Raw genomic sequence first — 26,211 nt, forward strand, 5'->3', positions numbered from 1 at the left:
CGCGAGTGGAACGAGTCCTTTGTCTTTCTTGTAGTAAGTTTGGGGCTTGTAGAAGTTTCAATGTTCAAACTCAGACTTCGAGTTTAAACATTGACGGGTTCAATCATCAAACTCAGTAGGCGAGTTTCAACATTGAAATCAAAAACAATAAGGAGTCGCTGCCCGCGACGATTAAACTCACACCCCAAGCTAGGCTCTTCTACAAATCGTCGCGCAACGCAGAGAAGCGACACCTTTATCTTTTCCAGCAATCTGACTTCAATCAACACGTAGCTCTGAATGAATTGTCCTACTATCAGTCCCCAGCTTTCCAACTCATAATTTTCCCACCTCCATATGTACCACTCAGGCGGTTTTGTGGTATGCTTAATCATACGAAAAAACAGATAGAATGGGGAAACGTCTTTATGAAGCATGAAGCAAAACGTAGTACAGCGCATTTATCACGTTATGTGCCTGACTTGGAGCCAGAACAATTACAAGCGCAAATGGAACTTGAACAAGCCATCCGCTTATCGATGAATGAGAGTGTTTATGGACCGTCACCAAAAGTGATGGAAGCAATTCAAGAATGGACGGGTGCGTATGCTCACCGTTACCCAGATACACGTTTAACGAAACTCCGTCATGCCTTAGCCACTTACCATAACGTGCACCCAGACGCCTTTGTCTTCACGAATGGTTTAGACGAGATGATTCAAACGTTACCACGTACCTTTGTGGAAGCAGGAGATGAAGTGCTTGTACATACGCCAACTTTCCCGGAATATGCTAGCCAAGCGCAAGTTGATGGTGCGCGCATTGTGGCCGTACCGAATAAGAACTTCGGGATTGACTGGGAAGGCATGCGTGCAGCGATCACGGACCGTACGAAGTTGATTTACCTATGCAATCCGAACAATCCAACCGCTAGCCTTGAGCCATTGTCAAGCATTCAAGCGTTCCTGGATCAAGTGCCTGACCATATTCTCGTAGTACTTGACGAGGCGTATTTTGAATTTACGGGTTTGCCTGAGAGTCAGTCGGGTGTGGCGATTTTCGATCAATACCCGAACTTGATGATCATGCGTACGTTCTCGAAGGCCTATGGTTTGGCTAATATTCGTTGTGGTTACTCGATTTTACACGAGGCTGCCGCGGAAATTGTCGATGCGACGCGCACGCCCTTTAACGTTTCGGGCCTGACTGAAATTGCGGCTCTAGCTGGCTTCCAGGATCAAGCTTACTTGGCTGAAGTGGTGGAAGCGACGCGTCTAGAGCGCGAGAAGTGGCTAGCTTTCCTTGATGACATGCAGTTGACGCACTACCCGAGCTATACAAATTTTGTGATGTTCGAGGTACCGGATGCGGCTCAGCTGATTGCGAACCTGCGCGAGCACGGTTATATGCTGACAACGCATAGCTTCCCGAACTGGATTCGTCTGACACTGCCGAATGCTCAAGACGGTGCCCGCCTGCGCGACCTGATGCGCCAAGCCCTCTCGTAAGCGAGGGCTATTTATGTTATGATAACAACGTCCAAAATATGACCCCAAAGCGGGTGGTCATAGTATATAAAGAGAAAATAGGTGAAAGCATGAAATATTTAGCGGTAGACTCTTCGACGAAAGCCTTAAGTGTGGCGCTGATTGAAGATACGGCAGTGGTGGCTGAAAGTACCTTGTTACCGCAACAACAACATGGTGTCCTTTTGGTGCCAGCCGTTGCGCAATTGTTGGAACAAATGAATTGGAAAACCAGCGACCTTGAGGGTCTCTTGGTGGGCGTCGGGCCGGGGTCTTACACAGGTTTACGGATTGGGGTAACCTTTGCCAAAACCTGGGCAAACTCCAAAAAATTACCCATCGCCAGCGTTTCATCGTTAGCTTTAATTGCAGCTGCAAGTTTGCCATTCGGTGAAAACGTTAGTGTGCTTCCTGTGATGGATGCCCGCCGTTTATCAGCCTATACCGCTATTTACAAGTGGGACACTGAAGAAAAGTTAGTGTCGGTCGTGGCAGATAGCCATGTAGATTGGCGCGAGTGGTTGCCGACAGTTAGTGAGCACTTGGGTGAACAAGTGGTGTTAGTAGGCACAGGTATTGAGGAATTTGTAAAAGCCTTCCAAGAAATTTACCCTGATAAGACAGTGGAAGTGATAACGGATTGGGCGGCTTGGCCACATGCGGGGCGTGCGGTTTTATGTCCACGTGAATTAGTAGCAGAGCCAACTTTATTGGCGCCGAATTATGCGCATGCGACTTTAGCAGAGCGCGAATGGGCAGAAAAAAATAATACGACTATAGCGAGTGAAAAGGATAATGAAGCATTTATTGAACACTTTACGTAATCAAGAAATTTACCAGCGCGCCCAACAGGCGGTGCATTCTTTAGGATATGAATTGTCGAGCGAAACAGCGCGTAAGGAAACGGAAGGAATTAATCATCCGGTCTTGTCGCGTCTCGCAAAGAAAATTGAAACTTTGCCAACTTTGCATGTGTTGCGAGCGGATGCGGAGGATTATTTACTGCAGTTCCGTGTCGCTACAGCCAGCGATATTCAGGCAATTACCGAGTTAGAGCGAGTGGGTTATGATGGCTACTTGGCTTGGGAGCAAGAAGATTTCGAGCGTGATTGGCGCACCAATCCATACGCGGTTTATTTATTATTGGAGCACAAGTCCGCCAAGGATGATGATTCGGCCTTAGTCGGCATGGTAGTCGGGCGTTTTCTAGCCAAGAAGGCGCACATTTCGCACTTAATTGTACACCCTGATTTCCAGGGGCACGGCTTGGGCGATTATTTAGTCTCAAAGTGGCTGACCTTTGCTAAGGAAGAGAAAATTCGCCAAGCCAGTTTAGAAGTGCGCGAGTCGAATTTCACGGCGCAAACTTTGTACAAGAAGCATGGTTTTTCGGTTGCAGCCAAGAAGCATAACTACTACTATAATAATAATGAGACGGCCTTCTTTATGGTAAGGCCACTGAATTAAGCGGAGTGGGAGCTGTTGTCGGTTTAATATTGCCAGCCTTTGGGCTGGCCGTTTGGTTTTGTAGCGAGTTGGGTGCCTGGCGAGATTGTCGCGGGTGCTTTGTTTGGGCTTATTTTGCCTATGGGGGTATGAGTTTGTGGATGTTTTAGATTTGAAGGTGGTGCCTTTTCGGGGTGCGGAGTTGACGGTGGCTTTGCGTGAGCAGGTTGCGGCGGGTTATGCGGCGGCTTTTGGTTGGTCGGCGGAGATGTCGGCGGCGGATTTTGCGAATGAGCATGCGGAGTTTTATGTGTTGTTGCGTGGTTCTGAGGAGTTGTTGGGTTTTGTGAGTTTGCATCATGTGTTGGATGAGGCGACGGTGAATGGTGTGTTTGTGTTGCCGGAGTGGCGTCAGCAGGGGCTTGCGGGGCATTTGTTGGCTTTCGTGTTGGAGCAGTTAGCGGCGCGTGATGTGGTGCATGTATTCTTGGAAGTGCGTGCGTTGAATGTGGCGGCGCGTGCTTTGTATGCTTCGGCTGGCTTCGAGGAGTTGGTGGTGCGTAAGGCTTACTATCATAATCCGGTGGACGATGCGGTGATTATGCAGAAACGTTTGGGAAAGGAGGTTTAGGATGAGTCTAATTTTAGCGATTGAGTCGAGTTGTGATGAGACGAGTGTGGCGGTAATTGAGAATGGTTCGGTGATTAAGTCGAATATTGTGGCGTCGCAGATTAAGAGTCATATGCGTTTTGGGGGTGTGGTGCCTGAGGTTGCGAGTCGTCATCACGTCGAACAAATTACGCAGGTGATTGATCATGCGGTGGCGGATGCTGGTTTGACGAGTGTCGATGAGGTGGACGCGATTGCGGTCACGCAAGGACCTGGTCTGGTTGGCGCGCTTCTGGTTGGCTTGACGGCTGCCAAGACGCTGGCTTTTGTCCATGAGAAGCCGCTGATTCCGGTCAATCATTTGGCTGGCCATATTTATGCGAGTCAGTTGATCGAGCCGCTGGCCTTTCCTTTGTTGGCGCTGATTGCGAGCGGGGGTCACACTGAGTTGGTCTACATGGCTCAGGACGGTTCTTTCGAAGTGATTGGCGAAACGCAAGATGACGCCGTTGGCGAAGCCTATGACAAAATAGGGCGCATGTTAGAGTTGCCCTATCCGGCCGGCAAGTATATGGACCAACTCGCGCAAGAAGGCGTGGAGTCTTATCAAATCCCGCGCGCGATGTTGCATGAAGACAATTTAGATTTCAGTTTTTCAGGCATGAAGAGTGCGGTCATGAATTTAATCCACAATGCGCGCCAACGTGGCGACGAGATTGTGCCTGCTGACTTGGCCACTTCCTTCCAGAATGCGGTCGTAGAAGTCTTAGTCGAGAAGACGGTCCGCGCATTGGCGGAATATCCAGATGTACGTCAATTTGTACTAGCAGGTGGTGTCGCAGCCAACTCAGGTCTACGTGAAGGCTTGAAGTCGCGTCTCGCTACGGACTATCCGGACGTGGCCGTCTTGATCCCGCCTTTAAACTTGTGCGGCGACAATGCAGCCATGATCGGGGCAGCTTCTCACCACTTGTTCGAGCAAGGCCGCTTTGGCGATCTGAGTATCAACGCCAAGCCGGGTATGATGTTGTAATAACTCAACCTTGGATGGTTTGAGGCCCTCTAGCTAATACAAAAGCTAGAGGGCTTTTTGTGTTTGGTAGAGTTGAAAGCTAATTACGGAATACTCCAGCGTTACTTGTTGGGAGTAGCCAGCTTGCAGGAAATGATAAAGGTGTCGCTTCACTCGCGTTGCGCGACGATTCGAAAGAGAGCCGAGCTTGGGTGTGAATTTAATCGTCGCGCTCAGCGACTCCTTATTGGTTTGGTGAGAGCTTTTCAATGAATAGGGTGTTGTGACGGAACTGGTGTTGCTGGTTTAAGGCTTCCGCTTTTGAGCGGAAGGCTACTGACTTGGATTTTTTGGTTTTTTTGGTTTTTGGTAGCGTTGATTTATGCGTTTCTGGTGCTACAAGTGTTTTCTAGAAGAGCCAAAAGGAGTGTCGGCTTGCGGAGCCGACACGATTTTAGGTGCTTGAGGGATACAAGTGTGTGGGAGATTGGGAGTTTAGTTCTAATGTGTCGACTGGAGATTTGAGTTGGCACATTGGATAGGTTAACGTGTCGACTCAGATTTTGAGTTGGCACATTGGGTTGCAAAAAGCGTTAAAAACCAGTAATTTTGCTTAAAAAGTATGTTTTATCCAGTAAAATTTGCCTAATATGAGGAATTTTAGTTCCAATGTGTCGACTGGAGATTTGAGTTGGCACATTGGATAGGTTAACGTGTCGACTCAGATTTTGAGTTGACACATTAGGTTGCTAAAAGTGTTAAAAACCAGTAATTTTGCTTAAAAAGTATGTTTTATCCAGTAAAATTTGCCTAATATGAGGGAGTTTAGTTCCAATGTGTCGACTGGAGATTTGAGTTGGCACATTGGATAGGTTAACGTGTTGACTCAGATTTTGAGTTGGCACATTGGATAGGTTAACGTGTCGACTCAGATTTTGAGTTGACACATTAGGTTGCAAAAAGCGTTAAAAACCAGTAATTTTGCTTAAAAAGTATGTTTTATCCGGTAAAAATTGCCTAATATGAGGAATTTTAGTTCCAATGAGTCGACTGGGGATTTGAGTTGTCACATTGGATAGGTTAACGTGTCGACTCAGATTTTGAGTTGGCACATTGGGTTGCTAAAAGTGTTATAATCAAGCAAATTTGCTTAAAAAGTATGTTTTATCCAGTAAAATTTGCCTAATATGAGGGATTTTAGTTCCAATGTGTCGACTGGAGATTTGAGTTGTCACATTGGATAGGTTAACGTGTCGACTCAGATTTTGAGTTGGCACATTGGGTTGCTAAAAGTGTTAAAAACCAGTAATTTTGCTTAAAAAGTATGTTTTATCCAGTAAAATTTGCCTAATATGAGGGATTTTAGTTCCAATGTGTCGACTGGAGATTTGAGTTGGCACATTGGATAGGTTAACGTGTCGACTCAGATTTTGAGTTGGCACATTGGATAGGTTAACGTGTCGACTCAGATTTTGAGTTGACACATTGGGTTGCAAAAAGCGTTAAAAAACCAGTAATTTTGCTTAAAAAGTATGTTTTATCCGGTAAAAATTGCCTAATATGAGGAATTCTAGTTCCAATGTGTCGACTGGGGATTTGAGTTGACACGATAGAAGCCTAACGTGTCGACTCGATTTTCGAGTTAGCACATTAGGCTTAGATTTGAGGTTTAGATTAGTATTTTGGGATTATTTTTTTCTTTTAACTAAGTTTAATTTTTCTTGATGAAGGAAAGCTCTCGATATGAATTCGCGTCTATCTGCGATTCTTTGAACGGAGTTTTCATAAGGTTTTCTATAAAAAGGGTTTACATAAGTAGCGTGTCGGCCAGAGTTTGCAACGGTTAAATTTTGCGTGAGCAGGTTGACGATGAAACGGCGGCGAACCTCACCACCCAAATACCACTCAAGCTCGGAAGTCCGCAACACAGGCTGGTCATGAAGCAACATCGCGAATTCTTGTACGGTCTCCCAGACGGCTTGTTCCTTGGAAACACGATAGTGACCGCAAGCGCACACCACAATTCGCTGCGATACCGACAAGTGGCGATTCCCACAAGAAGGACACAGTAAGCCGCGGTACATTTTCTGCAAATGGCTCAAATTCAAAGGCGCCGCCCAATACTTGCTTTCACTTTCTAGCGTCATCAGGCGACTCGCCACCCAATTGATATCCAAACCGCGAGGCGTGCCCGTGCGCTTTGAACCGCTATTGTACCCGGTTCCCAAACGACTCCCTCCAGCCTCAGCGCGCAAGTCTTGCAACATCTTCAACACATCCGCGCGCCCAACACACGGCCAAACGTTCGAACCATCCACCGAAACTGAATAATCAGGATTCAAGAACACCAAACGCCCATCTATCGGCACATCCTCCAAGCCACAACGACGCGCCAACTCACGCAAACGATCCATCGAACGCTGAAAAGCCAGCACCGGATTACTCCGCAACTCAGACTGATTGAAAAACGCCTTCCCATCCACATAACGAAAATCACCCTGATAAAACTTCGCATTCAAATTCAAAACCCGCGCCCGCGTGACCACCAGCAAATCACACTCCACCTGACGATCCAACCACACATTACGCCTCACCCAAACCTCCTCACCAAACACCGACTCCACCATCGCCAATAACTCGGCCTCACCACGATCCCCAGCCTCCAAACGCTGCAATAAAAACAACTCATCCTCAGACAAAGCCCCACGACGCTCCAAAGCCAGCAAACACTTCAATTCACCTGACATTACACACAGCTCCTTTCAATCATAAAAACTCCCTACCTATAAATACAAAATAAAACACCAAAAATCACTTTTTAAATTCAAATATTGCAAAAAACTCTCCCCAATGCTAAGATATTCATATGAATAAACAATCATAAGTAGGTGAAAACATGCAACAACACGAAATAATCGAAGCAGCCAGCAAAATGTTTAAAATCCTCGCCGACCCAACCCGACTAGCCATCCTACACCTGCTAGAAGGCCGCGAACTCAACGTTACCAACATCGCAGAAGGCCTCGACATGGAACAATCCGCCGTATCACACCAACTCAGAACACTCAAAGACGCCCGACTCGTCAAAGCCCGCCGCGAAGGCAAAAACATCATCTACAGCCAACTCGACGGCCACGTCTACGAAATCCTCGCCCAAATCTTCGCCCACGTCCAAGAATCCTAAACCCTTAGGAGAAATAAGCCCAGCCAACGCTAACTAACAACTAGCCACAGGCCCAAGCATGCGACACAAGCCAAGACAAGCGAGCCCAACCACGCCAACGGAGGCCAACAACAACGAAACCGCCAACCTCCCACAGCGAAACCAATCACACGCGAGACGCCAAGAAAGCCACCGGCTTTCAGCTGATCCGCCAACCACAGAGGAGCAGACAAATGATTCTACTACAAGCGAACCAAGTGAGCCGTCGCTTCGCCGACGCCACACTATTTGAAGATGTATCCTTTAGTATCCAGACCAACGACCGCATCGCGCTCGTCGGTCGCAACGGAACCGGAAAATCCACCCTAATCAAACAAATTATGGGTGAAGAGCCCCTATCAGATGGGATGATTTCCAGAGCTAAAGGCCTGAAAGTGGGCTACCTAGAACAACACGTAGCCATCGACTCTGACCGCACCATCTGGAATGAAATGTTAAACGTCTTCCAAGATACCTTGTACCTCAGAGACCAAGCCCAGCAAGCCGCCGAACAATTGGCGCTAGAAGCCGACAACACCGACAGTAAGGCTTACGAACAAGCCCTTGAACGCTATGACCAGCTACAAGAACGCCTAAAAGACAAGAATGCCTATGCGATCGAATCTGAAATTCGCACCGTCTTGCACGGCTTCCGATTTTACGAAGAAGACTATGACAGACCCGTCCAATCATTATCCGGCGGCCAGAAAACGCGCCTCGCTTTAGCACAAATTCTGCTGATGGATTATGACCTACTCATTCTAGATGAGCCAACGAACCACCTGGATATGGAAACCTTAGCCTGGTTAGAAAACTACCTATTGGGCTACCAAGGCGCGCTCTTAATCGTCTCGCATGACCGCTACTTCCTAGATAAAGTTGCCAAACAAGTCATCGAGCTGCGCCATAATACCTTGCATATCTATAAAGGCAATTATTCTTACTATTTAAAAGAAAAAGAATTGCGCCTCGAACAAGAATTCAAACTTTACGCGCGCCAACAAGATGAAATTGCGAAACTGGAAGATTATGTGCGACGTAACTTAGCCCGTGCGTCAACTACTAAGATGGCGCAAAGTCGCCGACGCAAGTTGGAGAAAATCGACCGCTTGGAGAAACCTAAGCAAGATGCCCGCGCGCCACGCATCCAGTTTTCAGCTCGTAAAGATTCCGGCGACCGTGTCCTAGAAGCCAGCAACTTAGCGATTGGCTATCCAGATCTTGACGAAGCCATTGCGCGCAATATCAACATGGACTTACGCCGCCAAGAAGCCATCGCGATTGTCGGCCCGAATGGGATTGGTAAAACAACCTACCTGAAAACGCTACTCGGCCGCCTTGAACCTAAAGCAGGCCATGTTAGCATAGGAACCGGCGTTGAAATTGGTTACTACGAACAGAATGTGAATTCACTCAATCCTAATCAAACGGTCCTCGAGACGCTTTGGTCAGCTCATGATTCAACTGACGAGTGGGTTGTGCGTAGTATTCTAGGAAGCTTTTTATTTAGTGGTGAAACCGTCGAAAAGAAAGTTTCGATGTTGAGTGGGGGAGAGAAGGCCCGCCTGAGTCTAGCCTTACTTGCGACTGAACACGACAATACGCTGTTACTCGATGAGCCGACCAACCACTTGGACATCGACAGCAAGGAAGTCCTAGAAGAAGCCTTGATTGAGTACGACGGCACACTACTTTTCGTGTCCCATGACCGCTACTTTATCAACCGAATCGCTACCCAAGTTCTGGAAATTTCACCCGACGGCGCGACGCTTTACCTAGGTGATTACGACTATTACCTAGCGAAAAAGGCCGAACTCGAACAAATCGAAGCCATGACTCAAACCACCACCCCTGCCAAAATAAGCACCAACACCAAGCCGGCAGCCACTGGTGGAACCGCTCAAAAGAGCTATGAAGAATCAAAACAATTGGGCCGCGAACACCGCAAGCTCTCACAAGCCGTCGACAAAGCTTGGGAACTCAACGAACAATTGGAAACTCAAATCGGAAGCTTGCACGAGCAACTTGCAGCCGCAGCCGAAACGAATGACCAAGCCAGCCTAGTTGATTTGCATACCGAACTCAAAAGCATCGAGTCCGAACAACTTGTCGCGCTCGATACTTGGGAACATGCCTCACTTGAATTGGAAGAATTCCTCGAAACCAACCCAGAATTTAACCGTTAAACAAACAGAAGACCTCGGACAATGTCCGAGGCCTTCTAACTATCGAGTCATTCCACTCAATGTTCAAACTCGCGCATTGAGTTTGAACATTGAGTGCTTCAATCATCAAACTCAGACACTGAGTTCGCACATTGAACGGTAACTATCACCTGTAGGGTGATATCCAACACGAAATTTATCCTTAAATTCTCATTATTCACCATTTTTACTGGCTAAATTAGCCAAAAACCAATTCAATGTTCAAACTCGCGCATTGAGTTTGAACATTGAGTGCTTCAATAATCAAACTCAGACACTGAGTTCGCACATTGAACGGTAACCATCACCTTTAGGGTGATGTCCAACACGAAATTTATCCTTAAATTCTCATTATTCACCATTTTTACTGGCTAAATTAGCCAAAAACCAATTCAATGTTCAAACTCGCGCATTGAGTTTGAACATTGAGTGCTTCAATCATTAAACTCAGACACTGAGTTCGCACATTGAACGGTAACTATCACCTGTAGGGTGATGTCCAACACGAAATTTATCCTTAAATTCTCATTATTCACCATTTTTACTGGCTAAATTAGCCAAAAACCAATTCAATGTTCAAACTCGCGCATTGAGTTTGAACATTGAGTGCTTCAATCATCAAACTCAGACACTGAGTTCGCACATTGAACGGCAACCATCACCTGTAGGGTGATATCCAACACGAAATTTATCCTTAAATTCTCATTATTCACCATTTTTACTGGCTAAATTAGCCAAAAACCAATTCAATGTTCAAACTCGCGCACTGAATTCGCACATTGAACGGTCACTATCACCTTACATGTAATGTCCAAACTCATTTTATAGTAAATGTGTAAATAAAAACCAGTTGACCACTTATTTGATCACATTTAACCATCTAACGCCACCAGAATACAAACCAAATAACCCCTGAACTCACATCACTGGGTTCAGGGGCTATTTTAAACTTTTCTACTATATATAGTCCAACCAGACGCCGACTATTTACTCGCCATCATAACCTAAACGCTCGGAAGCATCTTGGGCGGCATCCTTCATGATTCGGATGAATTGCTCCAGCTTTCCTTTGTTGACCCGCGAAAGGGGCCCGACCACCGTGATCGCGCAAGCAACCTTACCGTTGGCATCCCGTACAGGCACGGCAATCGAATAATTATTCTTGGAAATCTCCTCGATACTAATCGCGTAACCTTGACGACGTACCTTCTCAAGCTCCTTCTTGAACTTAATCGGATTGGTAATCGTATGCTCTGTGTAAGCCTTGACACCCTCAGCAAAAATCTGATCGACAATCTCCGGATCCGAAACCGCCAACATCACTTTGCCCGAACTCGTCGAATAAGCCGCATTATGAGCACCCACTGACGTCATAATATTTGCGAAGTATGGCCCCGTATTCTTATTCAAGTAAATCACATCATGCCCCTCAAGTACCGCCACATGAGCACTCTCACCCGTCTGTAACACAATATCATTCAAAACCGGCGCCACCTCACGATACAACTCATTCGTGCTCGTTAACGCACCACCCAAAGTCAACACTGAATACCCCAAACGATAACCCGCCGACTCAGAATCCGGCGCCAGAAAATCCTCTGACACCAAGGTACTCACCAAACGACTGACCGTCGACTTTGACACCCCAATCTCCTCAGCCAAATCACTCACCCGCCGCACAGGATCCGACGCCGTAAAACTCTTCAAAATCCGCAACGCATTCTTCACCGACGATAACTGACCAGACCTCTTCTCACTCATACAAACCCTCCTAAACGACTATCTAAATATATGACAAAGGCACGCTGCCCCAAGAAAACCGAAAGCAACCACAGCAAGCAGTGAACGACAAACACCTCTCGATGAGTTGCTGCCGCAAACCTGATACAACCGACCTAAACTTAGTTTATCACATAGACTTTCTATAGCTAGTAAGACCAACAAGGAGACTATGTGAACCAAGCTTGCCCGTATAACGAAACAATGGGGAATTCTTATTTTGAAAGATTAGGAAACGCTTTCCGTTGTTAGAATACGCTTTCATGGTAACATTTATTGCGTCTAAAGTAAATAATTTATATGTGTTGCGTTATGTGAAACAAATGGGTGCGGATAAATTTTTAATGGGGTAAGATGTATTTGTAGCCAAGAGGTAACGCTTTCAAAGCAATTAGCCTCTTATAGGAAAGGAGCGAGTCATGTCTAAAGTTTATGAACCTTATGTGGTTAAGTTAGCCCACCATTTGTGTGAGGCGGTCAATCAGGGCGAAGGAGTGTCACCTGTGATTTCGGAGTATCCGGCCTTAACTGTCAAGGAAGCCTATGATATTCAATTGTATAATGTGAATGCGCAGTTGGCGGAAGGAAAGTCAATTGTAGGGAAGAAAATTGGGTTGACCTCTAAAGCAATGCAAGAGTCATTGGGAGTGGATGAACCAGACTACGGTCATCTGTTAGAGGATATGGTGATTACGAAAGATCAACCGGTCATTTATTCGGATCAAGTCTTACAGCCGCGAGTTGAAGGTGAGTTAGCCTTTATCTTGAAGGAAGATTTAGTAGGACCGAATGTCACAGTTGAAGATGTATTAGCGGCAACTGAAAGTATTGTCGCAGCCATCGAAATTGTCGATAGTCGTGTGAAAGATTGGCAGATTACGTTGAGAGATACAGTCGCGGATAATGGTTCTTCTGCTTTCTATATTCTGGGGGATAACCACTTTGCACCAGCTGATTTAGATCGTATCGGCGTGAAGATGCAGTTATGGAAGAACGGCGAATTGATCAACGAAGGTGACGGATCAGCCGTCCTAGGCGACCCAGCTTATTGTGTGGCTTGGTTAGCCAATAAATTATACGAGTTTGATATTACCTTGAAAAAAGGTGAAGTCATTCTAGCAGGTGCCTTATCAGCCGCAATTCCAGCGGTTATCGGCGATGAATTTGAAGTGAAATTTACTGAAGGTTTAGGAGACGTTAAGATTAAATTTGAAGAAAGGTAGGGATAGCACTTGGCAAGAAAAATTAAAGCCGGCATTATCGGACCAGGTAACATTGGGTCAGACTTGATGATGAAATTATTGCGATCAGATGTGATTGAACCCATCGCAATGTTCGGTATCGATGATGATTCAAGAGGAATGAAAATGGCCAGAGAGAATGGTTTAGTCACTGTTCCAACAGGGATTGACGGGATTAAGGATTTAGAAGAGCAGCCAGAATTCTTATTTGATGCAACTTCCGCTTATGCACATGAACACAATGCGGCGATTGCGAAAGAATTAGGTATTCGCATGTTTGACTTAACACCTGCAGCAATTGGACCATTTATTTCACCAACGGTTAACTTAGAAGAACATTTAGCAGCTGAGAACGTCAACATGATTACGTGTGGGGGTCAAGCCACAACACCAATTATCTCAGCAATTGCGGATGTAGCACCTGTAGAATATGCGGAAATTGTCGCAACCATTTCAAGTAAATCGGCAGGTCCTGGAACACGTGCAAACATTGACGAGTTTACAGAAACGACTTCTAAAGCGATTGAAGTGGTTGGGAGAGCGAAGAAAGGGAAAGCGATCATTATCCTTAACCCAGCTGAGCCACCCATCTTAATGCGTGATACGATTTACTCAATTATTGAAGGCGACTTTGATGAAGAAGCGGTATTGGCTTCGATCAAGAAACGTGCCGAAGAAATTAAAGAGATTGTACCGGGCTATCGTTTAAGAACTGAACCTATCATTGACGGTCAACAAGTGACAGTCTTTGTGGAAGTTGAAGGAGCGGGTGACTACTTACCTGTTTACTCTGGCAACTTAGACATCATGACCGCTTCAGCGGTTGGGGTTGCAGAACGTGTGGCACGTGACATCTTAGCAAAAGAAGCGTAAGGGGGCACAGAAATGACAAAGAAAGTAACCGTAATGGAAGTGGCCTTACGTGATGGCTCACATGCAGTGCGCCACCAATATACAGTCGAGCAAGTCAAAGCGATTGTGAAAGGCTTAAACGATGCGCGCGTTCCATATATTGAAGTCGCGCATGGTGATGGTATCGGAGGATCGTCTGTACAATACGGATTCTCACATACGTATGATATTGATTTAATTAAAGCGGCAAAAGAAGTGGCAGATTTTTCAAAGATTGCCGTTCTACTCTTGCCAGGCATCGGAACAGTGGAAGACTTGAAGTTAGCGCATGCAGCAGGAGCCGATATGGTTCGTGTCGCAACGCACTCAACGGAAGCAGATGTTTCGGCGCAACATATTAAATACGCGAAGAATGAACTCGGCATGGAAGTTGTTGGCTTCTTGATGATGGCTCATATGACGGAGCCTGAAAGACTTGTCGAAGAAGCATTGAAAATGCAAAGCTACGGGGCGGACATTATTTATGTCACAGATTCAGCAGGTGCTTTGTTACCAGAAGGTGTAACTGCCAGAGTTTCAGCTTTAGTTGAAGCCTTGGATGTACCAGTAGGTTTCCACGCCCACAACAACTTAGGTTTAGCAATTGGGAATTCACTGGCTGCGATTGAAGCAGGCGCGACTTATGTCGATGGAAGTGTCCGTGCTTTAGGAGCAGGTTCAGGGAATACGCAAACCGAAGTATTGGCAGCTGTCTTAGACAAAGCTGGCATTGAAACGGGGATCGATATTTATGGGATCCAAGATGTAGCAGAAGATTTAGTGGCACCGATTATGGAAGCACCACAAATCGTAGACCGTGACAACATTATCTTAGGTTACGCAGGGGTTTACTCAAGCTTTAGATTATTTGCGCAAAGAGCAGGTAAGAAGTATGACCTTGAGCCACGCGATATCTTGACGGAGCTAGGCCGCATCGGTGTAGTAGGCGGACAAGAAGATATGGTAATGGACGTCGCAGCCAGAATGGCGGCTGAGCGCGCTTAATGCGGCTAGGCTGACGCTTTCTGGGAAAGTATTTTGTAAGGAAATTTCATGAGAGATCGTCTGAAAGCGGCGGTTTCTCTTATAAAGAAATTGTAAGCGTTTGTCGTCTGTTGTGTGTTGATTTGTATTGTGTATAAAATAAAAAATTAATTTATTAAAAGGAGCAATTTAAAATGACAGAAACTTATGTAGAAAAATTCCGTGATGTTCATCAATTAGCCCATGCTGAGTTATATACACCAGTATTAGAGAAATCGGTAGAATTCTTTACTGAAATCTTAGGGATGACAGTGGTTCATGAGGAAAATGGTTCAGTTTACTTACGTGCTTATGAAGATACTTACAAATACTCTTTAATTTTAACACCTCACCATGAAGCAGGTATGAAACATACAGCTTTCCGTACTTACTCACCACAAGCGTTAGAGCGTCGTGTTGAAGCTTTAGAAGCTGCTGGAGTAAAAGGTGAATGGATTGAAGAGAGCTATGGTCACGGCCGTGCTTACCAATTCGACGATTTAGATGGTCACCGTTTAGAATTATTCTGGGAAGTTGAGCGTTACGAAGCACCTGCTCACTTAAGTTCTAAATTACGTAACCGTCCACAACGTCGTCCATTACGTGGCGTACCAGTTCGTCGTATCGACCACATCAACTTCTTAACAAACGAAGCTAAAGTGCCAGCTAACGCTGAGTTCTATGTAGATCAATTAGGCTTTAACATCCGTGAAGGCGTTAAGAAACCAGATGGCGATTTCTTTGCAACTTGGTTATCAGTTTCTCCATTAGTTCACGAGGTGGCTTTAATGGGTGACGGATTAAACGGTAGCGGTCGTTTACACCACTTGGCTTATTGGTATGGTATGCCTCAACATTTAGATGATTTATCAGATTTATGTAAAGAGTACGGCATCGAAATCGAAGCTGGACCATTGAAACACGGTGTGTCTCAAGCGTTATGTATGTATATCATTGAACCAGGCGGAAACCGTATCGAATTATTCGGTGACTCAGGTTACTTAATCTTGGATCCAGACAAACCAACTGTTGAATGGGCTGCTGAAGATACTGAATTAGCAATCATTTGGTATGGTGGTAAATTACCAGAAACTTACTTCCGTCACGGAACACCAGCAATCAAAGACGAAACAGATGAGTTGAACATTTACTTCGAACCAGGTGAAAACCAAATTCACGAAGCTAAAGGCAACTAATTCAAGCTCAGCCTTTAATATTTAAATGATTTGCTCTACTACGCGTCATTTATTCACACTTGCCAAAGTCTGAGCGCATGCTTGGACTTTTGGCGATTAAAGAGCAGTATTCGTACATTACTATAACAAAATACGAAACAAAATTTCATCGTGTTCCGTTATGCGGGAATATGACCTGAAATGTGTGCGCGTATCTCGTATAATAAAACTATCAATCCTTAAGGAGGAATTTTAATCATGAGTAGACCAGAAATTGGCAAGAGTATTAAGACAGGTAACTTTACAACGAACTACTTAGAAGTTGGTGAAAATGTAGGTGGCGTTCCATTACTATTCATCCACGGTTCAGGCCCAGGTGTATCAGCTTACGCTAACTGGCGTTTAGTATTACCTTTAGTAGAAGAAACAAACCACGCTTACGCGATGGATATGATTGGTTTCGGTTATTCAGACAAACCAACTGGTGACGAAGTAGATTACGGTATCGACTTATGGACACAACAAATCGTAGACTTTATTGACGCAATTGGCGTTGAGAAAGTAAACTTAGTAGGAAACTCTTTCGGTGGATCATTAGCTTTCTCAGTAGCGTTAAAATACCCAGAAAAAGTTAACAAAATCATCACAATGGGTGCCATGGGTACACAAGGCGACATTCCTTACGGTCTAAACGAAGTTTGGGGCTACAAAGGTACGAAAGAACATATGGCTGAATTAATCGACCTATTCACTTTCGACAAGAAATTTGCATCAGACGAGTTAGCGCAAGTTCGTTACGAAGCGTCAATGGAACCTGGTTTCCACGAAGCCTTCAGCTCAATGTTCCCACACCCTCGTCAAGCATCAGTGGATGATTTATCATTCCCAGACGAAGACTTCAAGACAATCCAACACAAAACATTGTTGGTTCACGGTCGTGAAGACAAAGTGGTTCCAGTTGAGAACTCATTACGTCTAATCAAGTTGATTCCAAATGCAGAGCTACACATCTTCGGTGGTTGTGGACACTGGACTCAAATCGAGAAATCACAAGAATTTGCTGACTTAGTAAACAACTTCGCCGGCAGAGAATAAGACTAATTATGATGGCAGGTCTCCAGAAGGGGGCCTGTTTTTTTTGTTGTGCTGCGCTCACCGCGTTAGTTTGCCATGGCGGTGGTCGCTTCCAAAGCCTTCGTGGTCACTCTGTCTTTTCCAGCTCAATTGGCTAGGCTCTGTCTACTTCGCTTTGCTCATAGTCAGAGCAAGCTGCGCCAATTGCCCTTTGTACCGCTATAGGCAAACTGACGCGGTGAGCTTCGCGTGTTTGGATGGTTGCGCTCGCCGTGTTAATTTGCCATGGCGGTGGTCGCTTCCAAAGCCTTCGTTGTCACTCTGTCTTTTCCAACTCAATTGGCTAGGCTCTGTCTACTTCGCTTTGCTCATAGTCAGAGCAAGCTGCGCCAATTGCCCTTTGTACCGCTATAGGCAAACTGACAGGGTGAGCTTCGCGTGTTTGGATGGTTGCGCTCGCCGTGTTAATTTGCCATGGCGGTGATCGCTTCCGAAGCCTTCGTTGTCACTCTGTCTTTTCCAGCTCAATTGGCTAGGGTGTGTCTACTTCGCTGCGCTCAAAGTCACACCAAGTTGTGCCAATTGTCCTTTGTACCGCTATAGGCAAACTAACGCGGTGAGCTTCGCGTGTTTGGGTGGTTGCGCTCGCCGTGTTAGTTTGCCATCGCGGTGGTCGCTTCCAAAGTCTTCGTTGTCACTCTGTCTTTTCCAACTCAATTGGCTAGGCTCTGTCTACTTCGCTTTGCTCATAGTCAGAGCAAGCTGCGCCAATTGCCCTTTGTACCGCTATAGGCAAACTAGCGCGGTGAGCTTTGGATTTTTGGGGGAATGACTGATTGTGGAAGAAATGGGGTTAGGTTTTAGTTAGCGGCTTGTAAAAGTTCTTGAAAAGATAAAGGAGTGGCGCTCGGCGCCACGATTAATATAGACAAGGCTGTGCTCTTTGATATAATCGTCGTGAAACATGGTGGAGCGTCTCCTTATGTAATCATTACATAAACTTTACAATGGAATTGCCATGCATATGTTACGATATCGATAAGTAGTACTAGATTGATGGGAAGAGCTAGGCTTTCAAGTCTTTTATGGAAATTGTCTGTGCTGTATTCAAGGGGATGTCTTTGAAGAAGATGATGGGGTGAAGTATTTTGAAAGAACAACGCATGGCGAAAATCATTGCTTATTTGAAAAAGTATCAGAAGGCCACAATTTCGGAATTAGCGGAGTTATTGGGTGTATCTGAGATGACAATTCGTAGGGATGTGGAAATGCTTACGGATAATCAATTAGTAAAACGGGTTCGCGGGGCTGTGATATTGGAACGATACGAGTCGAATGAAGTGGAATATGATATTCGACTATTAACAGACGTCAATGAGAAAAAGAAAATTGCGGCTAAAGCATCGGAATTTATTGAAGAAGGTGACACAATTTTTCTGGATTCTGGTACAACGACGATTCATTTGGTCCCTTACTTACATGAAAAGAAAAACTTGACGGTCATTATTAATGATTTCGAAATTTATGAACAGTTGAAGGACATGAAAAATTGTAGAGTGATTTTTGCGGGTGGCGCACTCCACAACGATTATGAAAGTATTACGTCGGGGATTCATACGCAAGCTTTTTACGAGCAGTTTTATGCCAATAAAGCGTTTATTGCTGTAATGTCCGTTGATTTGAAGAATGGTTTATTTCATTCAACGTCTGAGGTAGCTTATACTAAAAAGGCAATGATTGATAATGCTGATAAAATTATTGTGTTGGTTGATCATAAAAAGTTTGAGAGTCGGTCTACTTATAGAATTGTTAAAATGGATCAAGTAGATACGATTATAACGGATTGTTATTTCGATGAAAGCCTGTATCCTGAATTAAACAATATTCAAATTATAAAAACAAATTAACTAGTAATATTGTCATGACATAAATAATATAAGAAAAATCACGAGCATGACCTCACACGAATTTACTGATTTGTGTGAGGTCTATTTGTTGTATATATAGCTTTTACAAGTGTTCGTGTGAGAAAAGAGTGGATAATTCACAAAGAAATTGAAAAAATAACATGTTGATGTGAGATATTACTGAGAAATAAACTAAAAATTTACATAAAAATTTAAGTAACTTAACGTGGAATTTACTGGGAATTTACAATCGCGGACTATAATTTTAAGTGTAGTCAAGAAACGATTACATGAGGTGTAATGCTGAGGAGGTGAAAATTTAATGAAAATAGCAGTCATGGGTGATTTACATTTTCCGAGTGCTCAAGGAGTAAGCAGACCATTAGAATCAGAGGTGTTAGTGGCGCGCGATGCATTCTTTGACCACTTTTTAACTAAATTTTTCGCAATTGAGTCTGATCTATATGTTTCAGTAGGGGATTTAACGAATTGTGGTTTGCAAGATGAGTTTGTAGAAGTTTTTTCTTTAATAGATTCACATCAAAAAAAGTTTAAATTAGCTTTGGGGAATCATGATTTGTATACCCATACGCGTCAAGATGTGTTGAAGATAATAGATGAAACTGTAAACGTTGCATTTGAAAAGGAAGGGATTGTGTTTGCTTTTCTGGAAACAGCGCGTGAACAAAGACCTGATCGTTGGGATGGGACATTAAGCTTGGAACAATTGGCATGGTTGGAGCAAGTTGTGATCGAGTCAGGTGATAAAACGTTAGTGGTGATTGCACATCACCCACCTTACAATACGACAGCTAAGTCAAATCATCACTATTCTTCGATTGAGCCAGCCATTGATTTATGGTCAATCCTTGAACAGAAGCAGGGTAAAGGTATCTATGTTTGCGGACACGTGCATACAGATTCGATTGTCCATCACCAACAATGGACGTTTGTCCAAATCGCGGCTGTGCTCGATAGCGAGACAGTGCGAGTGATGGATATTCAAGGCGATACGCTGTCCATCCAAAGTGTTGATGTTTCCACGGAAGCATCACGTGTTCAAGCACAATTGTTGGGAGAGAATTTAGAGTATTTTGGCTTGTCACCATTAGGCGTAGGGACACCCTTACTGCAGGCCACGACAGTCAGATGGTAAGTCAATCGTCATAAGTAACCAATCGGAATTTAGTAGTATTTTGAAATTAATTAAAAAACTTACAAAATAGGAGAGATTATTTCATGAAACTGGGTAAATTAATTAGAGCAGGTTTGGCAACGTTAAGTGCATTATCATTGATGCTTCCAGCGAATAACTTAGTGGCAGAGGCACAGGAAGATCCCATTGAAATTACATTCTGGTACGCGTTCGGTGATGCGGTAGAAGCAAATAACCAAGCATTAACTGAATTATTTAACGAAACAGTTGGAGCAGAAAATGGTATCCAAGTTAGCGCTGAATATCAAGGAAACTACGAAGATATCTATTCTAAGCTACAAAGTGCTTTTGTTGCAGGTGAGACACCCCACGTTTCAGTGGTTAACTCTTTAGGGTTAATTCAATTTGCAAAAAACGGTATGTTACAACCAATTGGTGACTATATGGCTCAAGAAGATTTAGATGATTTTTACCCTGGCTTATTATTGAACAGCTACTTTGAAGAGGTTCAGTATGGCTTACCTTACTTAAGAAGTACACCTATCATGTATTATAACGCGTCATTATTTGAAGAATATGGCATCGAAGCAAAATTAGACACATTTGACGATATGTTAACAGCAGCTAGAGCCTTGAAAGAGAACGGTATCGACAACGGTGTTGCTATCTTACCTAATCAATGGCATTTCGATGCTTTCATGCGTCAAAGTGGAGGTGCGATTTTAAATGAAGATTTAACAGAAGCTGTCTTTGCTTCGGAAGAAGTAGCAAGCTTATTCCAATTCTTACGAGATGGTCTAGCGGAAGGTGTGTTCACTTTCTATCCATCAGGTACAGATCAAACAACCGCATACTCTAACAACCAATTAGGCATGTGGTTCGAATCAACAGGTAGTTTAGTGAATACGATTAAAATTTCAGAAGAAGTTGGTTTTGAAGTAGCGACGGCCTTCATCCCAACAGCAGTTGAAGAGCGAAATGTCCCAACAGGTGGTGCTAATATCGCCATGATTTCAGGTCATTCCGAAGAAGAAAATGAAGCAGCTGCTTTATTCATGAATTTCCTAACGGCTCCTGATCAAGCGGCTTACTCACACATTAACACGGGTTATTTACCAACACGCCAAAGTTTAGCGGAGCATGCGGATGTTGTTGCTTTGCATACTGAAACACCTCAATATGCAACAGCATTAGCTCAATTAGACTACGCAGGAATTGAACCAAATGCGCCTGGCTATGCTGAAGTTGTGACACTAATTGATGACATGATTACTGAAATTTTAACAACGGATGTTGAAATTATGCCTACTTTAGAACTTTATCAAGAAGAAGCGAATGCAGTTTTAGAAGCAAACCGTTAAGTCGACTGGAGAGAATTTTAGAGTTAGCCTTGTCTTCGTAATGGCGACAAGGCTTTCTTTTATAAGTTTTGTATTGCTTTACCAAGCTTTGAACTTCGCTCAACTTATTATTTTCCAAGGCGGTGGTCGTTTTCAAAGCCTCACGGTTGTGATGGCTTTTCCAGATCAATCGGCTAGGCTCTGTCTACTTCGCTTTCTTTATTAATAGTCAGAGCAAGCTACTAATGTTAGTAGCGAGGGATTACCCTTTGTACCGCTATGGAAAACAATTAGCTGATTTACGTTAAATAGTCCAACAAAAGTAAAGCAATATAATCAAGTTAAAACTGCTAACCAAAATTCAAAGTCCTTGGACTCGTCCAAGGTTTTCTGATAAGTAACATTAAATCAGAAAAGGCATCCATTGTACCGATGATAAAAGGGAGAGATATAAAATGGAACGATTAAAGAGACGCGATAAACTATTTGTATGTGCTCACCGTGGCTATATGTCACGCTATCCAGAAAACTCGCTACTTGCTTTTCAAAAAGCGTTGGACATGAAGGTAGACGCGATTGAGATGGACCTACATTACAGTAAAGATAAGAAAATTGTTGTGATTCATGATGACAGTCTAGACCGCATGACAAATGGGACAGGCAAAGTCGCTGACTTTACCTATGAAGAATTGAAGCAGTATCGTTTGCTTAATCCGGATGGAACTGAATCAGAAGAACACATTCCCTTATTTGAGGAATACTTAGCGTTGACAAAAAACGAACCAGACCTCATGCATTTTGTTGAAGTTAAATCACAACCTCTAGCACATCAATTATTTGAAGAAGCTTACTTAATGTTAGAAGCTGCTGATGTGGTTGATCGGACTCTTTTAACAACCTTTGATTACCGCGTGACATTAGCGGCCAAAGCAAAAGGCATGATGGTCCAGAGTTTCGCAACTGATAAGATGAAGTATTTCGACGAATCTATTTCTGAAGCGGCATATTTTGATCAAATTGATGTGATCGGTTTATTTATTCAAACCGCAACGAAAGAGGTAATTGATCATTATATTGCCAATGATTTACAGTTTACGTTAGTGCCTTGCGATACCTTGGCAGATGTTGAACACGCTGTTGAAATCGGTGTGAATATTCTAGCCTCGAATGAATTGGCGAGCTCGATTGCTTATCGAAATGCACAGAATACCTTGAAGGGAGTTTAAAGAATGGCGTCAATCGAATTAAAGAATATTCAAAAGGCTTATGATCATCACAAAATAGTCATCGATAACCTCAACTTGACCATACCAGACGGAAGTTTCACGGTTTTAATTGGGCCAAGTGGTTGCGGAAAAACGACGACTTTACGTTTAATCGCCGGTTTAGAAACCGCAACAAAGGGTGAAGTTTACATTGATGGAAAATTGATGAACGATGTGGAGCCGGGTCAACGCGATATCGCGATGGTTTTTCAGAACTACGCACTTTATCCAACCATGACCGTCAAAGAAAATATTGAATTTGGTTTAATTAATACGAAGGTCCCGAAAGCTGAACGCACGGCCTTGATTAATGAAATTACTGAAATTGTTGGTTTGAAAGAACACTTAAAAAAGAAACCTGGGCAATTGTCAGGTGGCCAAAGACAGCGTGTTGCTTTAGCACGAGCGATGGTAAAAAAACCTAAAGTGTTTCTCATGGATGAACCCTTGTCAAATCTTGACGCTAAACTCCGTTCGCAAATGCGCGTTGAATTAAGTGAGTTGCATAAACGTTTGAATACCACCTTTATTTATGTAACACATGATCAAGTTGAGGCGATGTCAATGGCGACGAATATTATTCTGATGAATGATGGCAAAGTACAACAAGAAGATGCGCCAAAAGAAATCTACGGCAATCCTAATAATGTATTCACGGCTCAATTTATTGGATCACCTTCGATGAATATGTACGAAATCGAAAGTTTGACATCTTTCAAGCCACGTCATGCGAATGCCAGCTACATCGGTTTTCGTTCTTCTGCCGGTGAGTTAGATGATTTTGGTGATAGCGATCAAACAACTGAACATGATTTATGTTTTACAACACGGATCATAACGCGTGAATTGTTAGGTTCTGAAATTATTTATAATACGGAAGCCTATTTCGGTAAAATATATATTAAAACGCACCAACAAGAAGAAATTCCATTAGATACGGAAATTCAAATTAGAGTCCGTGACAAAAACCTTTATTATTTTGATCAAAATCAAGCAAGAGTGCATGATGTGAAGAGAGAAACAGTTAACCAAAAGGTGAGTGATTAATATGGAAGAAACATTACAAAATCGTAAATGGCGCCCTTATTTATTTATACTGCCATCAATTTTGATTATTTGCGTCTTCAGTATTTATCCTATTTTCCGAATGATTTATCAAAGTTTTCATGACTGGAACATGATCACCGATATGAAATTTGTCGGTTTAGCTAACTTTGAAAAATTATTTACCAATCCCAAATTTTATCAAATTCTAGGCAATACGTTTTTCTTCGTGTTCTGGAATGTATTATTCTGTATGGTAATCGCTTTGTTGTTGGCAGTTTACTTGCAGAAAGATACCAAAATCAATCGTTTCTTACAATCCATTAGTTTTATGCCTTATATTGTTTCGATGGCCTCCGTAGCGTTATTGTGGTCATGGATCATGAACCGAGATTACGGGTTCTTAAACTATATTTTGACTTTATTTGGATTGGATACTCAGAATTGGTTAGGGGATCGTGATCTAGCCAAGACTTCATTGGTGATTATTTCGGTCTGGAAATCGGTTGGCTACAATGCCTTGATTCTTATTTCAGCTTTACAAGGCATCCCACGCTATCTTTATGAAGCAGCGAGTTTAGATAATGCCTCTCAATTGACTGTTTTTCGCAAAATAACCTTCCCAATGATATCGCCCACTTTATTTTTTATCACAATTGTCAACATCATTAACTCCTTTAAAGTGTTTGAATTGGTCCAAATTATGACCAACGGTGGGCCATTGAATTCAACGAAAACATTGGTCTTCTCGATTCATGAAGAAGGGACCCTATTCTTTAAGGTGGGTTATGCGTCAGCGATTGGAGTTGTCTTGTTAGTGATACTAGCTGTGTTTACAATCGTTTACTTCAGAATGTTGGCAAAACGTGTTCACTATCAATAACAAAAGGAGGTAGACTCAAAATGGTATATGCTAAAAAAACGATGCGTTTCGTTATCAACCTATTAATTTTTGCTGTGTTTTTCTTTCCATTTTATTGGTTACTTTCTTCATCCTTGAAGACATTGGGCGAAACCTTACAATTTCCACCTACGCTATTTCCGAGTGAAATACAATGGTCAAACTATTCAGATGCGATTGGTTCCATGAATTTCTTCCATTATTTGAAGAACTCTGTTATCGTAACCGTCTCCACAATGGTCCTTCAGTTACTGAATGTGGTATTGGCTGCTTACGCTTTTGCGCGTTATAATTTTGCAGGCAAAAGAATCGCATTTCTTGTTGTAATGGTAACGATGATGGTGCCGGCACAATTAACATTTTTACCTATCTTTGTTATGTTCTCTAGATGGGAAATTATTAACACTTTGCCTAGTTTAATCTTGCCGTTTGCAACCAGTGCTTTTGGAATTTTTATGTTACGTCAAAACTTCAAAAGTATCCCTAACGAGCTGATTGAAGCTGCTAAGCTCGATCAAGCAAGTGAGTTAACCATTGTCCGTAAAATAATGTTGCCTATGGCTCGACCAACCATTGTAACGTTAGCTTTATTAACGTTTATCGGAACTTGGAATGAGTATTTCTGGCCACTCGTTTTGACGACAACAGATAATGCCCGTACGTTACCGGTCGGGATTGCTGCCATGATTAACCAAGAAGCTGGAACTAACTTTCATATTTTGATGGCGGGGAATATGAGCTTAGTTATCCCAATAATGATTGTCTATTTACTCGCTCACCGCCATATTGTTAAAGCTTTTACTTATATAGGTGGGAAATAGCCTGTAATACTAATCTAATCTAAACTAATTAAGCAGTCTATTGATGATGAGTTTTATTCATCAATAGGCTTTTTCTTGTTGCTTTAATGGGATTAGTGGAAGCTGCGCTCACCGCGTGTTTGGATGGTTGCGCTCACCGTGTTAATTTGCCATGGCGTTGATCGCTTCCAAAGCCTTCGTTGTCACTCTGTCTTTTCCAGCTCAATTGGCTAGGCTCTGTCTACTTCGCTTTGCTCATAGTCAGAGCAAGCTGCGCCAATTTCCCTTTGTACCGCTATAGGCAAACAGATGCGGTGAGCTTCGGATTTTTGGGGGAATGACTGATTGTGGAAGAAATGGGGTTAGGTTTTAGTTAGCGGCTTGTAAAAGTTCTTGAAAAGATAAAGGAGTGGCGCTCGGCGCCACTATTAATATCGGTAAGACCGTGCTCCTTATATATTCGTCGCGAAACATTCATTATATTTTTCCACTAATTTTCTGAATAGCAATCCTACCTATTATGAAAACTAATGAAAGAATAACTTGTAAACATAGGTTTGTTGATAGGGTGCTCAGGTCAACTTTCACTCAAAGCTTGATAATATAGTAATTCGACCGTTCGTCGAGTAGTGAATC

At 43.3% G+C, this 26,211-nt stretch carries 21 protein-coding genes; 19 read left to right on the plus strand and 2 right to left on the minus strand.

Annotation, left to right across the window (positions count from 1 at the left end):
• Positions 1–362 precede the first annotated feature (362 nt).
• From GF867_RS04495 to tsaD, 5 genes are all read left to right on the plus strand, one after another.
• Positions 363–1,487 carry a pyridoxal phosphate-dependent aminotransferase gene (locus GF867_RS04495; RefSeq protein WP_153831923.1) on the plus strand — a complete coding sequence of 375 codons (1,125 nt, stop codon included), beginning with the start codon at positions 363–365 and terminating at the stop codon, positions 1,485–1,487.
• Positions 1,488–1,576: 89 nt separating this feature from the next.
• A complete protein-coding gene (gene tsaB, locus GF867_RS04500; RefSeq protein ID WP_172973958.1) occupies positions 1,577–2,329 on the plus strand; it encodes a tRNA (adenosine(37)-N6)-threonylcarbamoyltransferase complex dimerization subunit type 1 TsaB in 753 nt (250 codons plus the stop codon).
• On the plus strand, positions 2,289–2,972 hold the full coding sequence (gene rimI / locus GF867_RS04505; protein WP_153831925.1) for a ribosomal protein S18-alanine N-acetyltransferase: 684 nt from the start codon (positions 2,289–2,291) through the stop codon (positions 2,970–2,972). The genes tsaB and rimI (GF867_RS04505) overlap by 41 nt, the downstream gene beginning before the upstream one ends.
• Positions 2,973–3,108: 136 nt before the next feature.
• The gene (rimI, locus tag GF867_RS04510; protein WP_153831926.1) at positions 3,109–3,582 is read left to right on the plus strand and encodes a ribosomal protein S18-alanine N-acetyltransferase; all 474 of its coding nucleotides are present in this window, start codon (positions 3,109–3,111) and stop codon (positions 3,580–3,582) included.
• Between the two features lies 1 nt (position 3,583).
• On the plus strand, positions 3,584–4,594 hold the full coding sequence (gene tsaD, locus GF867_RS04515; RefSeq protein WP_153831927.1) for a tRNA (adenosine(37)-N6)-threonylcarbamoyltransferase complex transferase subunit TsaD: 1,011 nt from the start codon (positions 3,584–3,586) through the stop codon (positions 4,592–4,594).
• Between the two features lie 1,667 nt (positions 4,595–6,261).
• On the opposite strand, the gene GF867_RS04520 is transcribed toward tsaD, so the two are convergent.
• Positions 6,262–7,320, minus strand: coding sequence for a nuclease-related domain-containing protein (locus GF867_RS04520; RefSeq protein ID WP_153831928.1), 1,059 nt, complete (start codon positions 7,318–7,320; stop codon positions 6,262–6,264).
• A 149-nt stretch (positions 7,321–7,469) separates the two neighbouring features.
• On the opposite strand from GF867_RS04520, the gene GF867_RS04525 reads away from it, so the two are divergent.
• Both GF867_RS04525 and GF867_RS04530 read left to right on the plus strand, forming a co-directional pair.
• Positions 7,470–7,757, plus strand: a complete 288-nt coding sequence (locus GF867_RS04525; protein WP_153831929.1) for an ArsR/SmtB family transcription factor — start codon at positions 7,470–7,472, stop codon at positions 7,755–7,757.
• A gap of 212 nt (positions 7,758–7,969) precedes the next feature.
• Complete coding sequence (locus GF867_RS04530; protein WP_153831930.1) at positions 7,970–9,961, plus strand: ABC-F family ATP-binding cassette domain-containing protein; 1,992 nt, start codon at positions 7,970–7,972, stop codon at positions 9,959–9,961.
• Positions 9,962–10,966: 1,005 nt separating this feature from the next.
• Here GF867_RS04530 and GF867_RS04535 read toward each other — a convergent pair.
• Positions 10,967–11,740: an IclR family transcriptional regulator gene (locus tag GF867_RS04535; RefSeq protein ID WP_153831931.1), complete on the minus strand. Its 774-nt coding sequence runs from the start codon at positions 11,738–11,740 to the stop codon at positions 10,967–10,969.
• Positions 11,741–12,177: 437 nt separating this feature from the next.
• On the opposite strand from GF867_RS04535, the gene GF867_RS04540 reads away from it, so the two are divergent.
• The 12 genes from GF867_RS04540 (at position 12,178) to GF867_RS04595 (ending at position 25,596) form a co-directional block, all read left to right on the plus strand.
• Complete coding sequence (locus GF867_RS04540) at positions 12,178–12,981, plus strand: 2-keto-4-pentenoate hydratase (protein WP_153831932.1); 804 nt, start codon at positions 12,178–12,180, stop codon at positions 12,979–12,981.
• Positions 12,982–12,990: 9 nt separating this feature from the next.
• Positions 12,991–13,872, plus strand: a complete 882-nt coding sequence (locus tag GF867_RS04545) for an acetaldehyde dehydrogenase (acetylating) (RefSeq protein WP_153831933.1) — start codon at positions 12,991–12,993, stop codon at positions 13,870–13,872.
• Between the two features lie 12 nt (positions 13,873–13,884).
• Entirely contained in the window at positions 13,885–14,895 is a 1,011-nt protein-coding gene (dmpG, locus tag GF867_RS04550) for a 4-hydroxy-2-oxovalerate aldolase (protein ID WP_153831934.1), read from the plus strand.
• A gap of 173 nt (positions 14,896–15,068) precedes the next feature.
• Positions 15,069–16,109, plus strand: coding sequence for a VOC family protein (locus GF867_RS04555; RefSeq protein ID WP_153831935.1), 1,041 nt, complete (start codon positions 15,069–15,071; stop codon positions 16,107–16,109).
• A 237-nt stretch (positions 16,110–16,346) separates the two neighbouring features.
• A complete protein-coding gene (locus tag GF867_RS04560; protein WP_153831936.1) occupies positions 16,347–17,183 on the plus strand; it encodes an alpha/beta fold hydrolase in 837 nt (278 codons plus the stop codon).
• A 1,127-nt stretch (positions 17,184–18,310) separates the two neighbouring features.
• Positions 18,311–19,069: a DeoR/GlpR family DNA-binding transcription regulator gene (locus GF867_RS04565; protein ID WP_153831937.1), complete on the plus strand. Its 759-nt coding sequence runs from the start codon at positions 18,311–18,313 to the stop codon at positions 19,067–19,069.
• A gap of 322 nt (positions 19,070–19,391) precedes the next feature.
• On the plus strand, positions 19,392–20,225 hold the full coding sequence (locus GF867_RS04570; RefSeq protein ID WP_153831938.1) for a metallophosphoesterase family protein: 834 nt from the start codon (positions 19,392–19,394) through the stop codon (positions 20,223–20,225).
• Positions 20,226–20,308: 83 nt separating this feature from the next.
• Complete coding sequence (locus GF867_RS04575; RefSeq protein ID WP_153831939.1) at positions 20,309–21,586, plus strand: ABC transporter substrate-binding protein; 1,278 nt, start codon at positions 20,309–20,311, stop codon at positions 21,584–21,586.
• 434 nt (positions 21,587–22,020) lie between these two features.
• Positions 22,021–22,791: a glycerophosphodiester phosphodiesterase gene (locus GF867_RS04580; RefSeq protein ID WP_153831940.1), complete on the plus strand. Its 771-nt coding sequence runs from the start codon at positions 22,021–22,023 to the stop codon at positions 22,789–22,791.
• A 3-nt stretch (positions 22,792–22,794) separates the two neighbouring features.
• Positions 22,795–23,877, plus strand: coding sequence for an ABC transporter ATP-binding protein (locus tag GF867_RS04585; RefSeq protein ID WP_153831941.1), 1,083 nt, complete (start codon positions 22,795–22,797; stop codon positions 23,875–23,877).
• A gap of 1 nt (position 23,878) precedes the next feature.
• Positions 23,879–24,757 carry a carbohydrate ABC transporter permease gene (locus GF867_RS04590; protein ID WP_153831942.1) on the plus strand — a complete coding sequence of 293 codons (879 nt, stop codon included), beginning with the start codon at positions 23,879–23,881 and terminating at the stop codon, positions 24,755–24,757.
• Positions 24,758–24,777: 20 nt separating this feature from the next.
• Complete coding sequence (locus tag GF867_RS04595; RefSeq protein ID WP_153831943.1) at positions 24,778–25,596, plus strand: carbohydrate ABC transporter permease; 819 nt, start codon at positions 24,778–24,780, stop codon at positions 25,594–25,596.
• Positions 25,597–26,211 lie beyond the last annotated feature (615 nt).

The organism is Fundicoccus ignavus (genome assembly GCF_009659375.1).
In the GTDB taxonomy this organism is placed as follows: domain Bacteria; phylum Bacillota; class Bacilli; order Lactobacillales; family Aerococcaceae; genus Fundicoccus; species Fundicoccus ignavus.

What these genes read in the sequence shown, in the direction of transcription:
- GF867_RS04495 (WP_153831923.1), top strand. Translation starts at nt 363, where the DNA reads ATGCTTAATCATACGAAAAAACAGATAGAATGGGGAAACGTCTTTATG.
- tsaB (WP_172973958.1), top strand. Translation starts at nt 1,577, where the DNA reads ATGAAATATTTAGCGGTAGACTCTTCGACGAAAGCCTTAAGTGTGGCG.
- tsaD (WP_153831927.1), top strand. Translation starts at nt 3,584, where the DNA reads ATGAGTCTAATTTTAGCGATTGAGTCGAGTTGTGATGAGACGAGTGTG.
- GF867_RS04520 (WP_153831928.1), bottom strand. Translation starts at nt 7,320, where the DNA reads ATGTCAGGTGAATTGAAGTGTTTGCTGGCTTTGGAGCGTCGTGGGGCT.
- GF867_RS04525 (WP_153831929.1), top strand. Translation starts at nt 7,470, where the DNA reads ATGCAACAACACGAAATAATCGAAGCAGCCAGCAAAATGTTTAAAATC.
- GF867_RS04530 (WP_153831930.1), top strand. Translation starts at nt 7,970, where the DNA reads ATGATTCTACTACAAGCGAACCAAGTGAGCCGTCGCTTCGCCGACGCC.
- GF867_RS04535 (WP_153831931.1), bottom strand. Translation starts at nt 11,740, where the DNA reads ATGAGTGAGAAGAGGTCTGGTCAGTTATCGTCGGTGAAGAATGCGTTG.
- GF867_RS04540 (WP_153831932.1), top strand. Translation starts at nt 12,178, where the DNA reads ATGTCTAAAGTTTATGAACCTTATGTGGTTAAGTTAGCCCACCATTTG.
- dmpG (WP_153831934.1), top strand. Translation starts at nt 13,885, where the DNA reads ATGACAAAGAAAGTAACCGTAATGGAAGTGGCCTTACGTGATGGCTCA.
- GF867_RS04555 (WP_153831935.1), top strand. Translation starts at nt 15,069, where the DNA reads ATGACAGAAACTTATGTAGAAAAATTCCGTGATGTTCATCAATTAGCC.
- GF867_RS04560 (WP_153831936.1), top strand. Translation starts at nt 16,347, where the DNA reads ATGAGTAGACCAGAAATTGGCAAGAGTATTAAGACAGGTAACTTTACA.
- GF867_RS04570 (WP_153831938.1), top strand. Translation starts at nt 19,392, where the DNA reads ATGAAAATAGCAGTCATGGGTGATTTACATTTTCCGAGTGCTCAAGGA.
- GF867_RS04575 (WP_153831939.1), top strand. Translation starts at nt 20,309, where the DNA reads ATGAAACTGGGTAAATTAATTAGAGCAGGTTTGGCAACGTTAAGTGCA.
- GF867_RS04580 (WP_153831940.1), top strand. Translation starts at nt 22,021, where the DNA reads ATGGAACGATTAAAGAGACGCGATAAACTATTTGTATGTGCTCACCGT.
- GF867_RS04585 (WP_153831941.1), top strand. Translation starts at nt 22,795, where the DNA reads ATGGCGTCAATCGAATTAAAGAATATTCAAAAGGCTTATGATCATCAC.
- GF867_RS04590 (WP_153831942.1), top strand. Translation starts at nt 23,879, where the DNA reads ATGGAAGAAACATTACAAAATCGTAAATGGCGCCCTTATTTATTTATA.
- GF867_RS04595 (WP_153831943.1), top strand. Translation starts at nt 24,778, where the DNA reads ATGGTATATGCTAAAAAAACGATGCGTTTCGTTATCAACCTATTAATT.